Below are 15,934 nucleotides of genomic sequence, written 5' to 3'. Positions count from 1 at the left end.
CAATTTTGTTAAACAATTAGTATCTTTACAAGAAAATTGAAATGAAAATTTATACTTTACACACGAAACAAAACTTGCCAATAACAATTGAAGAAGCTTGGGAATTTTTGTCCAATCCAAAAAATTTAAAGACCATCACCCCGGATTATATGGGATTCAAAACACTTTCCGGGGATGAAAAACCAATGTTTTCAGGGCAAATTATACAGTACATAGTAACACCGGTTTTGGGCATTCCAATGAAGTGGGTCACCGAAATTACACATGTAATGGACAAAAAGTATTTTGTTGATGAACAACGTTTTGGCCCTTATGCGCTTTGGCATCACAAACACTTCTTGAAAGAAATTCCCGGTGGTGTTGAGATGGAAGATATAGTCGATTATAAAGTGCCCATGGGTATTTTAGGTCAAATGGTTCACCCCTTTTTAGTAAAACCAAAACTCAATGAAATTTTTAATTATCGCAGAGAAAAACTAATTGAACTTTTTGGAGAATTTCAACACTAATGCAAAAATACGGTTAATCGCATTTCTAACAAATGAATCAAATGAAAAACATATTACTAATTGGCGGTTCTTACGGAATTGGTTTGGCCATAGCTAAGGAATTACAATACGAAAACAAAGTCTACATAGCATCAAGAACAAATGAAACGATAACGGATATGAATATCACTCATATCCCGTTTGATGCAACAACCGATACTTTAGATGTTTCCAAATTACCTGAAGTCATTCATGGTTTGGTCTATTGCCCGGGAAGCATTAATTTACGACCGTTTCGGGGCTTAAAGCCGGAATCTTTTGAAAGTGATTTACAAATCAATTTTATCAGTTTGGTCAAAGTAATCCAATCCGTTTTACCCAATCTGACCATTGCAGAACAGTCCAGTATTGTATTATTTAGTTCAGTTGCAGCCACTATGGGAATGCCTTTTCACACTAGTGTTGCAGCTTCAAAAGGAGCCATTGAAGGTTTTGCCAAAGCCTTAGCTGCAGAATATGCTCCTAAAATCAGAGTGAATGTTATTGCACCTTCTTTAACCGATACACCATTAGCAGAAAAGTTTTTGAGTAATGATGAGAAAAGAGAAAAATCAGCACAACGTCATCCTTTAAAACGTGTTGGTACTACTGAAGATATGGCACAAATGGCCGGTTTTCTTTTAGGTGACAAAAGCAGTTGGATTTCCGGGCAAATTTTCCATGTTGATGGCGGAATGTCAACTTTATTGGTAAATGCCTAAATTTACAATATGAACATTTTTTGGTTTAGACGCGATTTAAGATTAGAAGACAATGTAGGCCTTTTTCATGCACTGCAAAGTGGTGAAGAAGTATTACCTATTTTTATTTTTGATGAAAATATTCTTTCTCAACTCTCTAATGATGATTCGCGTGTGACTTTTATTCACCAACAATTGGTTAAAATTCAAAATCAATTAAATAAACTTGGCAAATCATTGGCGGTATTTTATGGTGATCCATTTGAAGTTTACAACAAGATATTAACCGAAAACGAAATCACATCGGTTTACACCAATCACGATTACGAACCTTACGCCCGAAAGCGTGACTTAGAATTATACTATTTATTCAAAGAGTACAACATCGAATTTAAAACAAGTAAAGACCAAGTCATTTTCGAGAAAAGCGAAGTGGTGAAAGACGACGGAACACCTTATGTAGTCTATACGCCGTATTCCAATAAATGGAAAGAACGCTTTAAAAAGATACAATTAACAAGCTACAATTCAGAAGATTATTTAGATAAAATAACGCTTCACTCCTATCCTTTTTTAAGTTTGGCAGCCATTGGATTTGTTGAGTCAAACTTAAGCGTTACACCTTATGACATTTCGGATTCGTTGATTGATAATTATGAAGCTACACGTAATTTCCCGGCGTTGAATAAGACATCTTATTTGGGAATCTATCTTCGTTTTGGCGCAGTTTCTATACGAAAAATGGTCGCAAAAGCTTTGGAAAGTAACAACGAAACCTTTTTAAAAGAATTGATTTGGCGTGAGTTTTTTATGCAAATTCTTTGGCATTTTCCCCATACGGTAAATAAGAGTTTCAAGGCTAAATACGACGAAATACAATGGAGTAACAACGAAGCTTTGTTCCAAAAATGGTGCGAAGGCAAAACCGGTTATCCTTTTGTAGATGCCGGAATGCGAGAATTAAATGCTACAGGTCACATGCACAATCGAGTTCGTATGATTGTCGCTAGTTTTTTATGTAAACATTTATTAATTGACTGGCGTTGGGGTGAAACTTATTTTGCTCAAAAACTATTAGATTACGAACAAGCCAGTAATGTGGGCAATTGGCAATGGGCAGCCGGAAGTGGTGTAGATGCTGCACCTTACTTCAGAATTTTTAATCCAACAGAACAAATCAAGAAGTTTGACAAAGACTTGGTTTACATTAAAAAATGGATTCCTGAATTAAACTCGCTTGAATATCCGCAAGCCATTGTTGACCACAAAGAAGCCAGAGAAAAATGTTTAAGAACTTACAAAGTAGCTGTCGGTTAATATCCGAAAAAGTAAATTGATTGATATTAAATAGTTTAACTGGTATTTATTACCTATCTTTCCAAATAACTTAAAAATTAATTTATGAAAAATATTGGTATTTGCCTAAGTATGTTGTCGATGGTGTTGGTAATGTCTTGTGATAAAAAAGAAGAAAAAACAACAGAAACAATTGAAACTAACACTATTGAAAAAGAAACTGTAATCGTAAAAGATACTGTTCAAGAAAAAGAAGATGGTACTTCAGTAAAGATTAATGGTGATGGCGTCGATGTTGACAGTAAAGACGTTGATGTAGAAATCAAGAAATAAGCTCTTCTACCATACAAAAAAGTAAAAGCCAGTAAAAACTGGCTTTTTTTATGAAATAAAGTAATTGTCTTATTCGTTTACCAATGGCTCCAGTTCTTTGTACCAAATAGCATAGCCTTTTGAATTCATATGCAAATTGTCTTGAATAAAGATGTCTTTCATCGGCTCATCATTTTCCAACATTTTGTCCCAAATATTGACAAAAACTGCATTAGAGTCTTGTTTTAAATACGCACTGATTAAGGCATTGGCAGCCATCATTCGATCTTTCATTGCCCATCTTAAAATACAAGGCTTTATCGAGACAAATACGATTGTTATTTCCGGGAATTGATTTCTTAAAGTAGTATGTAATGCTTTATATCTATCTAAAACTATTTCGGGCGTAACTTTTTCTGAGCTGGCAATGTCATTTTCACCACAATAAATAAATATCTTTTTAGGCTTGTACTTCAATACGATATCATTTTGCCAATAAATCAAATCCTCAAGTGTTGCACCACCAAAAGCGCGATTTACAATAGTTTCATTGTGAAAATCTTCCTTAGCCGATTTCCATAATCTAAAGGAAGAACTACCAATAAACAAAATCATTCCGTCTTGCGGTTTCTGGATACTGTCTTGCGTTCTGAAGGTTTTTATTTCATTCCAAAATGGTTTTTCTTGCGAATAAACATTCAATGAAATGAATAATATAGCAAAGGCAATTAGTTGTTTTTTCATGAAGTTTTAATTTTACGAATGATATTGTAATTCAATTTCTTAAAATCTTTAATCACCATATCCGCTTTTGAATAATCCTGCATTTTAGAATGAAAACTATCGTAACCAATACAATAGATTCCGGCTGCTTTTGCCGCTAAAATACCGTTCGTACTATCTTCAATCACAATGCAATTTTCTATCGGAGTTTGTGCCAAAAAAGCGGCATGTTGAAATATCGCCGGATGCGGTTTCGATTTAGGAAAATCTTCTCCGGAAACTTTATGCGTGAAATACTGGTCTAAATTAAAGCGTTTAAAAATCCTATTGATAGTAACGGTGGCCGAGGATGACGCCAAAACCAACTGCATACCATTTCGGTGTAATTCTTTAATTAAATCTTCAACACCTTCCAATAAATACAAATCTTCTTTGTTGTCAAAAGCGTCATTGAACAAGTTGCGTTTGGTTTCTACCAAAGTCTGTACATCGGCTTCTAAATTGAATTGTGCTTTTAAACGCTCAAAGATATTCTTAGTAGAATTTCCGGTAAACGAAGCATACATTTCCGGTGTGATGTTGATGTTGAGTTGTTTGAAATGTTGCGCGTAGGCATAATGGTGAACCGGTTCGGTATCTACAATTACGCCATCCATGTCGAATATTACGGTTTGTATCATTATAAAGTGGCTAAGTTTAACTTCGTTCTATTCACCTTTTCAGGCTCGGGTCTGATTGAATGAGGTGTATAGTTAGGCATTTTTGGAAGATTGAATAAGAAAATAGAATATGGGTACAAAAACCAGAGCAAAAACCAAAAGTAAAAACCATCGACCAAATAAATCCGGTAGTCCTAATGCAATCTGTACTGTTTTATAGTCGAGGACAAAAAATACCAGAAGTATCATAACTTTTAAGACTCTAAGCATTTGTACCATAATAGTATATTGCTTTGCGGCATTGATTTCAGTGATTGTGGCAGAATAATTCATTTTGTGTGGAAATCTTGCCAAAATGGTCAATGCAATATATAGCGTACTGCCTATAATTGGTAATAAAAATAGCGTCCATTTTTCACCATAACCATCAGGCTTGCCTTCTGCTCCGAAATGCGTCGGAATAATATCCGGCAGTTGGCTGTAATGGGTTAAGGTAAAAATCCAAAAACCAATTAGTACTAATACACCAATCAACTCAACGATTTTATCGGTCATAGTCAATGGGATTTTGATTTTAGGTCTATCCAAATTAGACATATACTATTTTTGTTTTTTAAGCAAATGTTTCACAACTGTTTCTGCGGCGTGCAATCCAAAGAGACAAGGCATCCAACTATTTGTGCCATAAAATGACTTTTTGTAGTTTTTGCCATCAGTCAATTTTACACTGCTTTCATCAGGCATTTCGGTCGAGAAAACGGCTTTAATTCCTTTTGATATTTTGGCTTCTTTCAAACGCTTGCGCATGTTTTTCGCTAACGGACAATATTCGGTTCTACTGATATCCCGAACTTTTACTTTGCTCGATTCATATTTTCCGCCCGCGCCCATACTGCTGATGACTTTTACTTTTTTACGTTTAGCCGCAATCAATAAGTTCAATTTTGGCGTAATACTGTCAATGCAATCTAAGACATAATCAAACTCAGGCGTAACCAATTCAAAAGCCCTTTCCGGAGAAAGAAATTCTTCCAAACGGATTAAGTTGAGCTCAGGATTGATATCCATTAGCCTATCGCCTACTACATGAACTTTGGGCATACCAACCGTTGAATGCAAAGCCGGTAATTGTCGGTTAACATTCGTAATATCGACTACATCACCATCAACAATGGTCATATTGCCAACACCGGCTCGCGCCAAAAACTCCGCAGCAAACGAACCTACGCCACCAAGTCCAACTACCAAGACATTAGCATTCTTCAAATTGTTTAATCCTTCTGTTTTAAATAAAAGTTCTGCTCTTTCTTGCCACTTTGCCATTTTTAGATACTTTAGGAAATTAGATGGTTAGATTTTTAGATTAAAAATAAGGTGCAAAAATAAGTAAATTTAGGAACGGATGTTTGTAAAGCATATCACAATCTTAACCCAAAATAAAATCTTTCCGTTCAAAAGGACATACCTTTAAGAAAAAGTAAAATATGTCAGATAAAAACAAAAAACAGTTTGGTGTTTGGATGGATTCCCACACCGCAACAATCGTAGGAAAAGAAGAAGTTAATGAAGGAGATTTTATAGTCATCGGACAGGTTAGAAACAGTGGTCCGGATCCCAACTCTAACGAAAAGACCTCAAACAATCAAGAGATTACCTTAACCCAAAAGTACTTCAAAGAAATTGCGCATACGATGCCTAATATTGATGAAATTCATATCACAGGAACGGGACAAATTCAAGAGCAATTCATGAAGTTTTTGGCAGAAACACCACAATACAAAAATGCGGTTTCGAGTGAAAGTACTTCAAATAGAATGAGCGATGAAAACTTGGCTCAGTTTATCGCAAAACATTTCAATTAGAAAAATAAGTTTCTATTTTAAGAAAGGCTGTCGACTTGCGTTTGCAGTCTTTTTTATGTTTTAAAAACCTTATCCCAATTCGTGCCGACTTGCTTTTGCAATGCTTCAACGGTAATACCTTTATATTGGGCTGCTAACGTGTAAACTTCTTCCAAAGTTTCTTCAATAGTGTCCGTTTCAAGAAAGAATCGATCATTGGGCACCGAAAGAAACACTTGCTTTAACTCAGGATTGCGCAACAAATATTTACCAAATGACAAATAGAATCCATTGTCTATCATTTGTTTGGCGGTTGGCTCATTCTTTGAAAATCCGTGGAGTATTATAGGCACTGTAATATTCAAACGGTTTTTGATTTCTACCAATTCCTGATAAGCAGCCACTAAGTGCAATACTAAAGGCTTGCGATACTTTTCAGCTAAGGCAATTTGCTTTTCAAAGACTTCTATCTGTAAATGCATTGGTATGTCAATGCGCTTGTCTAAACCACATTCGCCTAAAGCCAAACATTCAGGAAGTTGTAATTTGTTTTCAATCATTTGCAAATCACTTTGCAAACGACTTTCATTGATATACCAAGGATGAATACCAATAGAATATAGCGGAATGTCATTGACAAATTCCCACGGATATTGATTCACCAATGCTATAATATTGGCTTCACTCGTTAATTTATGCGTATGTAAATTGTAGAAAGGCATTAGTCGTGAAACTTTTTTACACCGGCTAAAATCTCGATATCCAAATCATTTTCTAAAGGAACAATTGGGCAAGAATATTTATGGTTGTAAGCACAATACGGATTGTAAGCCTTGTTGAAATCGATGATAAGGGTATCGTCTTTTGGAATTCTCATATCAATATAACGCCCGCCAATGTAGCTTTCCTTACCGCAAGTCAAATCAGAAAAAGGTAAAAATAAGTAATCCGCATAGCCTTCTTTTTTAGTCAAATCGATGTTTTGGTACAGATTCAGTTTGAATGTTTTTCCATCAATATTGAAAACCAATTTTCCATACTTCACATATTCCGGCAAACGGGTACCGGTAGTTTTCATTTTGAATACTTTTTCGTTTGGAGTTCTGGTAAACTTGGCTTCAACAATAAACTTTTCGTTGATAGGATAAAAATCCAACCCTTTGAATACTTTAAAATCTTCCTCTGTTAACGGACTTTCTTCACGATTTCCATATTCTTTATTGATTGTTTCTTGAAATTCTTTTGCCGTTTCTTGAGCTGTCAGCATACATACATTAAGCAATAACAAAAAGGAAAGCATTTTTTTCATAGGACACTTTTTAACAAAAATAGCATAAAAATTGTTTGAAACCTCAGAAACTTAACTACTCAGGAACTCTAGGTTCTTTGTAACTTTACATCATCACCCGAGGCATTGCCGACTTGTTTGGAGCGCAGCGGAGAAAATCATCTATCATGCTTAAATCGGCTTTCCAACGCTATATCGATAACTTTAAAGGCTTTTCCAGAGAAATTTGGATACTAACCATTATCACTTTTATCAATCGAGCCGGAACTATGGTATTGCCTTTTCTTTCTAAATATTTGAAAGAAGATTTGGGTTTTAGCTATGGTCAGGTTGGTTGGATTATGGTTTGCTTTGGTATAGGTTCTATGTTGGGTTCATGGCTTGGCGGAAAACTCTCAGACAAAATAGGCTTCTACAAAATCATGATTTTCAGTTTGTTGACCAGCGGATTGATGTTCTTCGTTATTCAATACATTACCAGTTTCATTGGTCTTTGCATTAGTATGTTTGCCATTATGACGGTTGCCGATATGTATCGACCGGCCATGTTTGTGTCGATTGGCGCTTATGCCAAACCCGAAAACAGAACGCGAGCACTAACCTTAGTTCGACTGGCCATCAATCTTGGTTTCGCGGCCGGACCGGCGATGGGCGGATTAATTATTATGAATATTGGCTATCGTGGCTTGTTTTGGGCAGATGGTATTACTTGTATAATAGCGATTCTTATCTTTTGGCTCAAAGTAAAAGAAAAGAAAAAATCGCCGTTCACCGATAAAGAACATCCGGGCGAAGTCTTGACCCATTCGGTTTTTAGAGACAAACCGTTTTGGCTCTTTTTGTTTACATGTTTGGTTTCGGGTATCTTGTTTTTCCAAGTATTTACCACTATTCCGCTTTACCACAGAGAGCAATTTAATTTAACCGAATTGCAAACCGGATTGTTACTCACCATGAATGGTGTTTTGGTTTTTTTCTGCGAAATGCCCATAGTAAGTTATGTCGAAAGAAAGAAAATCAATAAAGTAAAAGTGGTTGCTTTTGGTTGTTTTTTAATGGCTATCAGTATGTTTCTGATGTTATTTAACACTTGGGTTGGCATTTTGACCATTATGATGGTATTCATGACTTTTGCCGAAATGTTTGCTTTTCCTTTTTCGAATTCTGTGGCTTTGAGTCGAGCACCAAAAGGCCACGAAGGTCGTTATATGGCAATTTACACCATGAGTTTTAGTTTGGCGCATATTCTTAGTGCCAAAGTTGGTATGGAAATCATAGAATATTATAAAAAAGATGGTTACCAAATGAATTGGCTGTATATGGGATTACTTGGCCTCATAGGATGCATTTGTGGTTATTGGGTTTTCAAACTCATTCAAGCGGAACGTAAAGCCATATAATACAGTATTTTATATTTACATCACTTTATTTATTACTTAAAATTTAGTTAAATAACTATAAATATAGTTGCGTAACTAGAAAAATAGTTATACGTTTGTTTTGTCAATTTAGACAAACAGATTTAAACACTATAATCATGCAAAAGTTAACGAATAAGGAAGAAGAGATTATGCAAATCTTATGGAAGCTTAAAAAAGCTTTCGTCAAAGAAGTTTTAGCCGAAATCACCGAAGAGCAACCCCATTACAACACACTTTCCACTATTATCAGAAACTTGGAAGAAAAAGGGTTTGTTGGTCACAATGCTTTTGGAAATACACACCAATACTTCCCGATTGTTAAAATGGAAGATTATAGAAAACGCTTTATGAATACGGCAATTGACAATTATTTCAACAGTTCGTATAAAAATTTGGTTTCCTTTTTTGCTGAAGAAGAAAAGATTTCAGCAGAAGAATTAAGAGAGATTTTAGCCATTATAGAAAAAAAATAGTCTAATGGAAACGCTACTCATTTATCTTTTAAAATCAAGCGGATTAATTGCTGTATTTTATTTGGCTTACTATTTTTTGGTGCGCAAAGAAACTTTTTTCAGCAGTAATCGTTGGTTTTTAATAGCAGGATTGTTCACGTCACTCCTATTGCCAATGCTTTCTTTTACAAAAATTATCTATGTGGAGCGTACACCATTACCTTTAGAGGAATTGGCAGCAATAGCGGATGTATCAGCACCGGTTATCGTTACGCCAATCAATGGGCAAAGTGAGCCTTTAGATTATTTTAAAATTGTCGCTATAGCTTATTTATTAATAGGTTTGGTATTATTAGCTAAAGCTATAATTGATTTAATATCATTATCGAAATTACTTCGAAACCAAAAAGTAGTGAAATCTGAAAACTATTCACTAATCGATTTAAGAGTTGATATTGCTCCATTTTCATTCTTTAATTACATAGTTTATAATTCCAATTTATACACCCAAAATGAACTGGAAAACATTTTACAGCACGAAAAAATTCACAGCCAACAAAAACATTCCTTTGACTTACTTATAGCCAAATTGTTTTGCATAGTATTTTGGTTCAATCCATTTATATGGTTGTACAAAAAATCAATTGTTCAAAATCTGGAATACATTGCTGATAATGAAGCCACGCTTCACCTAGATGACAAAACATCCTACCAAAAAGCACTTTTGAAAGTAACCGCTTCTAAAAACTGCTTTTCGCTTACCAATCATTTTTATCAATCATTAATCAAAAAACGTATCATTATGCTAAACCAAAACCAATCTCACAAAAGAAACTTATGGAAATACGCCGTTGTAATTCCGTCTTTAATTGCCTTTGTTTTTTTATTCCAAATCAACACTGAAGCCCGAAATAAGGTTTCCAAAACACCTAATTTTAACAATACTGCCAATACACCTATTGCAGTGATAAACGAAAATGTTGGCGATCCAATTGAAGGTGCGTACGTTTTTGACAAAATTTCTTCTGACAAAGAATTCAAAGAAAATGCTTTAGAAATTAAGTCAAAATTCAATATTGATTTAAAAGTTTCCAATATTAAGCGAAACGGTAAAGGTGAAATCATCGCTATCAAATTGTCTTATGACGACAACAAAGGAAACAAAGGTAAAACCGAACAAATTAGAGACATTCCAATCAGACCTATTTTTTTTAAGATTAGCAAAAAAGACGAAAAAAATGTTATCGGTTTTTATGACAACTCTGAATTTGTAGTAAAACCTACAGATCCTGTTAATGAAAGCAAGATAACTACCATAGAATCGATCAAAGATGATGCGTTAATTTATGTTGACGGACAAAGATATACCAAGGAAGATTTGAATGAGCTAGATCCAAAAGGCTTGGAAAAAATCGAAATCTTAAAAGACATAAAATCACTGGAAAAATACAATGCTAAAGACAAAAAAGAAGTCATTGTAATTACCACCAATTGGACCACAAGACAAGAAACACCTGAACCAAATGCCTCAAGTATTTTTACTTTAGAAAACGGAGATGAAGTAGTGTTATTTGACCGTGTCAATATAAAAGTTCCCGGACATCCTGCTGTGCAATTCACGGACAATTCACCTGTTTTAATTTTCAACGGTGTTCCACAAAAAAATCCAAGACTCCTATTAGAAAGCATGGATATTTCAAAAATAAAAAGCATCAAAGTATTTAATGAAAATGATTCAGAAGTTAAAGGAACACCGATTTATAAAATGATTATCACTACCAAGTAGTAAGGCATAAATTCTTTAAAAAATATCTTATGGAAACATTATTCATTTATCTTTTAAAATCTAGCGGACTGATGGCTATGTTTTATTTAGCGTATCATTTTTTAGTACGCAAAGAAACATTCTTCAACAGTAACCGTTGGTTTTTGATCACAGGATTGTTCACTTCACTCCTATTACCATTGTTTTCCATTAAGAAAATTGTCTATGTTGAAAGACCAAAAGTCAACCTTGAAGATTTAGTGGCTTACGCCAATGTAAATCCTCCGGCACAACAAGTTACCGCTGTTGAAGCATTTGATTGGATACAGTTTGTTTGGGTTAGTTACTTCCTAATTGCTTTACTTTTACTAATCAAAATCGTGATCAATTTCATGTCTCTCTTTCAAATGCTTTACCAACAGCAAAAAATTAAAAATGAACAATTTACGCTAGTCGACTTGAATCATGACATTGCACCTTTTTCGTTCTTTAATTACATTGTTTTCAATTCATCTTTGTATACCGAAGAAGAGTTGCAAAGCATCCTTTTACACGAAAAAGTTCATAGCCAAGAAAAGCATTCCTTTGATGTGATGGTGGCCAAAATATTTTGCATTCTCTTTTGGTTCAATCCGTTTATTTGGCTGTATAAAAAAGCCATAATTCAAAACTTAGAATACATCGCTGATCAAAAAGCGGTACAACAATTACAAGACCCGAAAGTGTATCAAAGAGCACTTTTAAAAGCAATTTCTCATCAAAATTGTTTATCAATTACCAATAATTTTTATCAATCATTAATCAAAAAACGAATCGTTATGTTAAACACCAATCAATCCCAAAAAAGAAATTCATGGAAATACACTTTAATAATTCCGGCCTTAATAGGTTTTGTGTTTTTATTCCAAATTAAAACCATCGCACAAGAAAAAGAAGTTGCTGCAGAAATTGCCCAATCACTGCAACACCGTGAAGAAGTTCGATTGGTTATCGACAAAAATTCTTCTGAAGATGACCTAAAAAGAGAAGCCAAAAGATTAAAAGAAGAACATGGCATTACTTTAAAATGCTCAAAAGTTAAACGAAATGCCAAGGGAGAAATCACCGGTATCAAAGTAGAGTACAAAGACAAAAATGGCAATAAAGGTGTTTCACACGTAGATACTAAAGAACCTATCGCTCCTATTCATTTTTTTAAGAATAATAAAACCATAGGATTTGGTAAGCCTAAAAATTTCAAAGTATATGCTAATGTTCCGGATGTAAATGTTGTTCCTAGAGAAGCACTTGATGCTCTTGATAGTTTGCCAACAATGGAAGCCTTTAATTTTGACTTTGATTTCGAAATGCCTGAAGCGCCTGAATTTCCGGAAGTTCCGGAAGCTCCGGAAGGAATGGGTTGGAATAAAGAAAACTCAAAAATCATAATCAAAAAAGGAGGCGATAAAAAACCAATGGTTATTGTTAACGGTAAAGTATTGTCTGATGAAGCCGAAATTGAAAAAGCATTACATGATGCCGGAGCCAAAGGACAATACAGCATAACTGTTGACAGTGATGATGATAATGGCGAAAGCAAAGTTATCATCAATGGAAAAGATGTCAGTAAATTAACAGCAGAAGCCATGGCCAATGTTAAAGTGCAAATGCGTAAAAACAAAGAAATGATACGCCAACAAATGGAACGCGTAAGAGAAGAAATGGAAAGGGTTAAACCTCAAATGGAACGTGCCAAGAGAGAAGCCGAACTGGCCAAACCTGATATGGCTAAAGCCAAAGCCGAAATGGAACAAGCGAGAGCCGAAATGATTAAGGCTAGAGAAGATATGCAAAAAGCCAAAGCTGAACTGGATAAAGCCAGAGAAGATCTTAAAAGAACCAAATAAAGCACTTTATTATGATGACTTTTATAACTTCAGTTTCTATGGCAATAGCACTTTGGATGAGCAAATAAAAAAAGGCTCAATAATTTGACGAAATAGTGAAACAAAAAAAAAGGTTCTACGACAAATCCAAAAAAGTATAAAGAAACCGCGTTTGCGGTTTTTTTTATGTCATCAATCAAAATCAAAAAAATGAAAAATCAAATCAAAGCCTTAGTTGCGTTCCTTTTCCTTAGCGGAATCCTCAACGCGCAAACCAACTTTAGCATCACCGGAAAATTAATTGACAAAGATCAAAAACCGGGAATAGGAATTCAAATTACGCTTCTTCAAGCCAAAGACAATTCGATTGTCAAAATTGAAATCAGTGACAATGACGGTAATTTTTCTTTTTCTAATCTAAACGAAAACGATTATAAACTGCTGGTTGAAGACATTGGTTTTAAAAGATACCAAAGCGAGATAATTAGTCTTAACGCTGCTAATCCTAATCGGAACTTACCTCCTATTTCGTTAACCACCAATGATCTCAACAAATTAGATGAAGTAGTAATCACCAAGAAGAAACCTTTTGTAGAAAACAAAATAGACCGAACAGTTGTAAATGTAGACGCTTTTATAACCGCTGCCGGAGGCGATGCAATGGATATTTTAGAAAAATCTCCCGGAATTTCAGTTGACCAAAACGGTACGATTACTTTCAAAGGAAAATCGGGAGTTCAGGTTTTTATCGATGATAAACCCACTTATTTATCCGGAGCCGAACTCGAAGCCTATTTAAAATCATTACCGGCAAGCACACTTGACAAAATTGAATTGATGACCAATCCACCGGCAAAATATGACGCTGCCGGCGGTGCAGGAATTATCAATATCGTTTCCAAAAGATCAAAAACCAAAGGTTTCAACGGTAATCTCACTTCGAGAGTTTCTCAAGGAAAAAGAAGTGGCAATCGTCAAGGGTTGAATTTCAATTATATGAACAATAAAATTAGGCTTTTTGGAAATATTGGCTTTGCAGAACAAAATCCAATTAACGATTTATTTATTTTCAGAAAATTCAAGGACAATTCAGGAAATGCTACCAGTTTGTTTTACCAAAATAGTTTTATTGACACTAAAGTACAATCTAAGAATGCCCGAATCGGTTTGGATTATTATCTTTCAGACAAAACTACGATTGGACTTGGATTGAGTGGTATCTTGAGAAATAACAATCAAAATTCAGATGTACGTAGTGAAATTACGGATGCCAATTCGGTTTTAGATTCTTCCATCATTGCTTACAACAAACAAAAACAAAAATTCAAAAATGGTGGCATTACTCTAAATTTTCGCCATGAATTAGACAGTCTTGGGCAACGTTTAACCGTTGATGTCGATTATTTAAAATATGATACTGCTGTCAAACAAACGTTCAACAATTACATCTATCAACCCGACAATACACTTTCAAGTCAGGATGAATTAAAAGGCGATTTGCCTTCGGACATTGACATTTATTCCTTAAAATCGGATTATACATTACCCATGAAAAACGGTAGTACTTTTGAAGCCGGATACAAAGTCAGCTATACCAAAACCGATAATATAGCCGATTATCGGGATGTTATCAATAACGAAGAAATCCCGAATTACGCTACTAGCAATCATTTCAAATATGATGAGATTATTAATGCGGCCTATGTCAATTTCAGTACCAATTACAAACGCTTTAGTTTCCAAACCGGTTTGCGTGTTGAAAATACTGAATCGAAAGGAAATCAATTGGGCAATATCGAACAACCGGCTTCTAAATTCAAAAGAAACTACACCAATCTTTTTCCGACGGTATATGTACAATATAAGTTGGATTCTATTGGCGATAATTCTTTGGTTATCAATTATGGCAGAAGAATTAACCGACCTTATTTTCAAGACTTGAATCCATTTGTAAGTCCGTTAGACCGATTTACCTTTTATTCGGGTAATCCTTTCTTGAATCCATCATTTGCCAATAATTATGAACTTTCATATCGCTACAAAAGCATTTTCTCAACCACTTTGAGTTATGGCGCTTCCACAGATGACATCTATGAAACCATCGAAATCAATGACGGCATTTATTACAGTCGTCCCGGAAATATTGGTAAAAGTGAATTTTTCAGTCTTAACGCCAGTTTGCAACTTGAATTAAACAAATGGTGGTCAACTAATATTTACAATGAAGTAACCCATACTCGTTACAAAAGCAAATTATATACGGAAGATTTAGAATCGTCAGGAACGTTTTGGAGCATTAACATCAATAACAGTTTTAAATTCCAAAAAGGATGGTCAGCCGAATTGAGCGGAAACTATCACACCGATATTATTTCGGCACAGTTTGTCATATTATCCAGATCAAGTATTAATATTGGTGTGCAGAAAAAAATTCTCCAAGACAAAGCCACCATTAAACTATCGGGTAATGATATTTTTTATTCCAATTTAAATAACGGAATTATCAGAAACCTCCAAAATACTGAAGCCAATTGGAGAAACAAACTCGATAGCCGATTTGTCGCCTTGACTTTTACCTATAGCTTTGGAAAATCATTCGCTCCTAAAAAGCAATATGATGCCAATGGTGCCGAAAGTGAAAAGAACAGGGTAAAAAGCTAGTTTCTTGGTATATTTACAATTAAACCGTCATTTGACGGTTTTTTTTATCTTTGACACTAAAGAAAATAAGATGTACAAAATTCTGGCCCAACTCAACAAACTTCTTTTACCAAGCTTTACTAAGCGCGGCTTAGATTTGGCGAAAGCCAAAAAATGGCAAATGGCTATTATTGCTTGGCGGTATTATGTTACTTGTAAAGCATTGGAATAAACTGATTACAGTATTTATAAAAAAAGAAAAGTCTACATTCTCATGTAGACTTTTTGCTTTTCAGTGACCCCAATTGGATTAAATATCCAGAACAAATTCCGTAGTGGAAATGAAAAGCATTCCACTAAAAAATTGAAATGCTTCTTTTGTGTCTACAAAATCCTTTAAAACCAAACTTTTAGTTTTTTCTAAACACAAAAAAAGCTCACACT

The 15,934-nt window shown here is 34.7% G+C and carries 17 protein-coding genes; 11 read left to right on the top strand and 6 right to left on the bottom strand.

What is annotated here, in order from left to right; genetic code table 11:
• The first annotated feature begins 41 nt into the window (after nucleotides 1–41).
• From B3C16_RS15635 to B3C16_RS15620, 4 genes are all read left to right on the top strand, one after another.
• Entirely contained in the window at nucleotides 42–509 is a 468-nt protein-coding gene (locus tag B3C16_RS15635) for an SRPBCC family protein (RefSeq protein ID WP_291133194.1), read from the top strand.
• Nucleotides 510–550: 41 nt separating this feature from the next.
• A complete protein-coding gene (locus tag B3C16_RS15630; RefSeq protein WP_291133192.1) occupies nucleotides 551–1,249 on the top strand; it encodes an SDR family NAD(P)-dependent oxidoreductase in 699 nt (232 codons plus the stop codon).
• A gap of 9 nt (nucleotides 1,250–1,258) precedes the next feature.
• Nucleotides 1,259–2,545 carry a cryptochrome/photolyase family protein gene (locus B3C16_RS15625; RefSeq protein ID WP_291133190.1) on the top strand — a complete coding sequence of 429 codons (1,287 nt, stop codon included), beginning with the start codon at nucleotides 1,259–1,261 and terminating at the stop codon, nucleotides 2,543–2,545.
• Nucleotides 2,546–2,629: 84 nt separating this feature from the next.
• Nucleotides 2,630–2,857 (top strand): hypothetical protein, encoded by a 228-nt coding sequence (locus B3C16_RS15620; RefSeq protein ID WP_147406841.1) that lies wholly within the window; start codon nucleotides 2,630–2,632, stop codon nucleotides 2,855–2,857.
• A 69-nt stretch (nucleotides 2,858–2,926) separates the two neighbouring features.
• On the opposite strand, the gene B3C16_RS15615 is transcribed toward B3C16_RS15620, so the two are convergent.
• From B3C16_RS15615 to B3C16_RS15600, 4 genes are all read right to left on the bottom strand, one after another.
• Nucleotides 2,927–3,580 carry a GDSL-type esterase/lipase family protein gene (locus B3C16_RS15615; protein ID WP_291133188.1) on the bottom strand — a complete coding sequence of 218 codons (654 nt, stop codon included), beginning with the start codon at nucleotides 3,578–3,580 and terminating at the stop codon, nucleotides 2,927–2,929.
• On the bottom strand, nucleotides 3,577–4,239 hold the full coding sequence (locus B3C16_RS15610) for an HAD family hydrolase (RefSeq protein ID WP_121313686.1): 663 nt from the start codon (nucleotides 4,237–4,239) through the stop codon (nucleotides 3,577–3,579). Before B3C16_RS15610 ends, B3C16_RS15615 begins: the two co-directional genes overlap by 4 nt.
• Nucleotides 4,240–4,311: 72 nt before the next feature.
• On the bottom strand, nucleotides 4,312–4,815 hold the full coding sequence (locus B3C16_RS15605; protein WP_291133185.1) for a DUF1648 domain-containing protein: 504 nt from the start codon (nucleotides 4,813–4,815) through the stop codon (nucleotides 4,312–4,314).
• Nucleotides 4,816–4,818: 3 nt separating this feature from the next.
• The gene (locus B3C16_RS15600; protein WP_291133183.1) at nucleotides 4,819–5,541 is read right to left on the bottom strand and encodes a tRNA threonylcarbamoyladenosine dehydratase; all 723 of its coding nucleotides are present in this window, start codon (nucleotides 5,539–5,541) and stop codon (nucleotides 4,819–4,821) included.
• 161 nt (nucleotides 5,542–5,702) lie between these two features.
• On the opposite strand from B3C16_RS15600, the gene B3C16_RS15595 reads away from it, so the two are divergent.
• Complete coding sequence (locus tag B3C16_RS15595; RefSeq protein ID WP_291133181.1) at nucleotides 5,703–6,080, top strand: hypothetical protein; 378 nt, start codon at nucleotides 5,703–5,705, stop codon at nucleotides 6,078–6,080.
• 53 nt (nucleotides 6,081–6,133) lie between these two features.
• Here the strand turns inward: B3C16_RS15595 and B3C16_RS15590 are convergent, their stop codons facing one another.
• Nucleotides 6,134–6,781 carry a TatD family hydrolase gene (locus B3C16_RS15590; RefSeq protein ID WP_291133179.1) on the bottom strand — a complete coding sequence of 216 codons (648 nt, stop codon included), beginning with the start codon at nucleotides 6,779–6,781 and terminating at the stop codon, nucleotides 6,134–6,136.
• Nucleotides 6,781–7,368, bottom strand: a complete 588-nt coding sequence (locus B3C16_RS15585; protein ID WP_291133177.1) for a DUF1684 domain-containing protein — start codon at nucleotides 7,366–7,368, stop codon at nucleotides 6,781–6,783. Before B3C16_RS15585 ends, B3C16_RS15590 begins: the two co-directional genes overlap by 1 nt.
• Before the next feature lie 146 nt (nucleotides 7,369–7,514).
• Here B3C16_RS15585 and B3C16_RS15580 point away from each other — a divergent pair, with 146 nt between their 5' ends.
• From B3C16_RS15580 to B3C16_RS15555, 6 genes are all read left to right on the top strand, one after another.
• The gene (locus B3C16_RS15580) at nucleotides 7,515–8,747 is read left to right on the top strand and encodes an MDR family MFS transporter (protein ID WP_291133175.1); all 1,233 of its coding nucleotides are present in this window, start codon (nucleotides 7,515–7,517) and stop codon (nucleotides 8,745–8,747) included.
• 137 nt (nucleotides 8,748–8,884) lie between these two features.
• Nucleotides 8,885–9,241, top strand: a complete 357-nt coding sequence (locus tag B3C16_RS15575; protein ID WP_121313679.1) for a BlaI/MecI/CopY family transcriptional regulator — start codon at nucleotides 8,885–8,887, stop codon at nucleotides 9,239–9,241.
• Nucleotides 9,242–9,245: 4 nt separating this feature from the next.
• On the top strand, nucleotides 9,246–11,006 hold the full coding sequence (locus B3C16_RS15570) for a M56 family metallopeptidase (protein WP_291133173.1): 1,761 nt from the start codon (nucleotides 9,246–9,248) through the stop codon (nucleotides 11,004–11,006).
• 29 nt (nucleotides 11,007–11,035) lie between these two features.
• A complete protein-coding gene (locus B3C16_RS15565) occupies nucleotides 11,036–12,871 on the top strand; it encodes a M56 family metallopeptidase (protein ID WP_291133171.1) in 1,836 nt (611 codons plus the stop codon).
• Nucleotides 12,872–13,060: 189 nt separating this feature from the next.
• On the top strand, nucleotides 13,061–15,511 hold the full coding sequence (locus tag B3C16_RS15560) for an outer membrane beta-barrel family protein (protein WP_291133169.1): 2,451 nt from the start codon (nucleotides 13,061–13,063) through the stop codon (nucleotides 15,509–15,511).
• A 70-nt stretch (nucleotides 15,512–15,581) separates the two neighbouring features.
• Nucleotides 15,582–15,722, top strand: a complete 141-nt coding sequence (locus B3C16_RS15555; protein ID WP_121313675.1) for an SsrA-binding protein — start codon at nucleotides 15,582–15,584, stop codon at nucleotides 15,720–15,722.
• The last annotated feature ends 212 nt before the right edge of the window (nucleotides 15,723–15,934 follow it).

It is taken from the genome of Flavobacterium sp. UBA7682 (assembly GCF_002482945.1).
Lineage (GTDB): Bacteria > Bacteroidota > Bacteroidia > Flavobacteriales > Flavobacteriaceae > Flavobacterium.
Note: the sequence above shows the minus strand (reverse complement) of the source record. Positions and strands in the feature narration are given on the sequence as shown.

Bases quoted from the DNA above. Each gene is read 5' to 3' on its own strand.
- B3C16_RS15635 (WP_291133194.1), top strand. From the start codon at position 42: ATGAAAATTTATACTTTACACACGAAACAAAACTTGCCAATAACAATT.
- B3C16_RS15630 (WP_291133192.1), top strand. From the start codon at position 551: ATGAAAAACATATTACTAATTGGCGGTTCTTACGGAATTGGTTTGGCC.
- B3C16_RS15625 (WP_291133190.1), top strand. From the start codon at position 1,259: ATGAACATTTTTTGGTTTAGACGCGATTTAAGATTAGAAGACAATGTA.
- B3C16_RS15620 (WP_147406841.1), top strand. From the start codon at position 2,630: ATGAAAAATATTGGTATTTGCCTAAGTATGTTGTCGATGGTGTTGGTA.
- B3C16_RS15615 (WP_291133188.1), bottom strand. From the start codon at position 3,580: ATGAAAAAACAACTAATTGCCTTTGCTATATTATTCATTTCATTGAAT.
- B3C16_RS15610 (WP_121313686.1), bottom strand. From the start codon at position 4,239: ATGATACAAACCGTAATATTCGACATGGATGGCGTAATTGTAGATACC.
- B3C16_RS15605 (WP_291133185.1), bottom strand. From the start codon at position 4,815: ATGTCTAATTTGGATAGACCTAAAATCAAAATCCCATTGACTATGACC.
- B3C16_RS15600 (WP_291133183.1), bottom strand. From the start codon at position 5,541: ATGGCAAAGTGGCAAGAAAGAGCAGAACTTTTATTTAAAACAGAAGGA.
- B3C16_RS15595 (WP_291133181.1), top strand. From the start codon at position 5,703: ATGTCAGATAAAAACAAAAAACAGTTTGGTGTTTGGATGGATTCCCAC.
- B3C16_RS15590 (WP_291133179.1), bottom strand. From the start codon at position 6,781: ATGCCTTTCTACAATTTACATACGCATAAATTAACGAGTGAAGCCAAT.
- B3C16_RS15585 (WP_291133177.1), bottom strand. From the start codon at position 7,368: ATGAAAAAAATGCTTTCCTTTTTGTTATTGCTTAATGTATGTATGCTG.
- B3C16_RS15580 (WP_291133175.1), top strand. From the start codon at position 7,515: ATGCTTAAATCGGCTTTCCAACGCTATATCGATAACTTTAAAGGCTTT.
- B3C16_RS15575 (WP_121313679.1), top strand. From the start codon at position 8,885: ATGCAAAAGTTAACGAATAAGGAAGAAGAGATTATGCAAATCTTATGG.
- B3C16_RS15570 (WP_291133173.1), top strand. From the start codon at position 9,246: ATGGAAACGCTACTCATTTATCTTTTAAAATCAAGCGGATTAATTGCT.
- B3C16_RS15565 (WP_291133171.1), top strand. From the start codon at position 11,036: ATGGAAACATTATTCATTTATCTTTTAAAATCTAGCGGACTGATGGCT.
- B3C16_RS15560 (WP_291133169.1), top strand. From the start codon at position 13,061: ATGAAAAATCAAATCAAAGCCTTAGTTGCGTTCCTTTTCCTTAGCGGA.
- B3C16_RS15555 (WP_121313675.1), top strand. From the start codon at position 15,582: ATGTACAAAATTCTGGCCCAACTCAACAAACTTCTTTTACCAAGCTTT.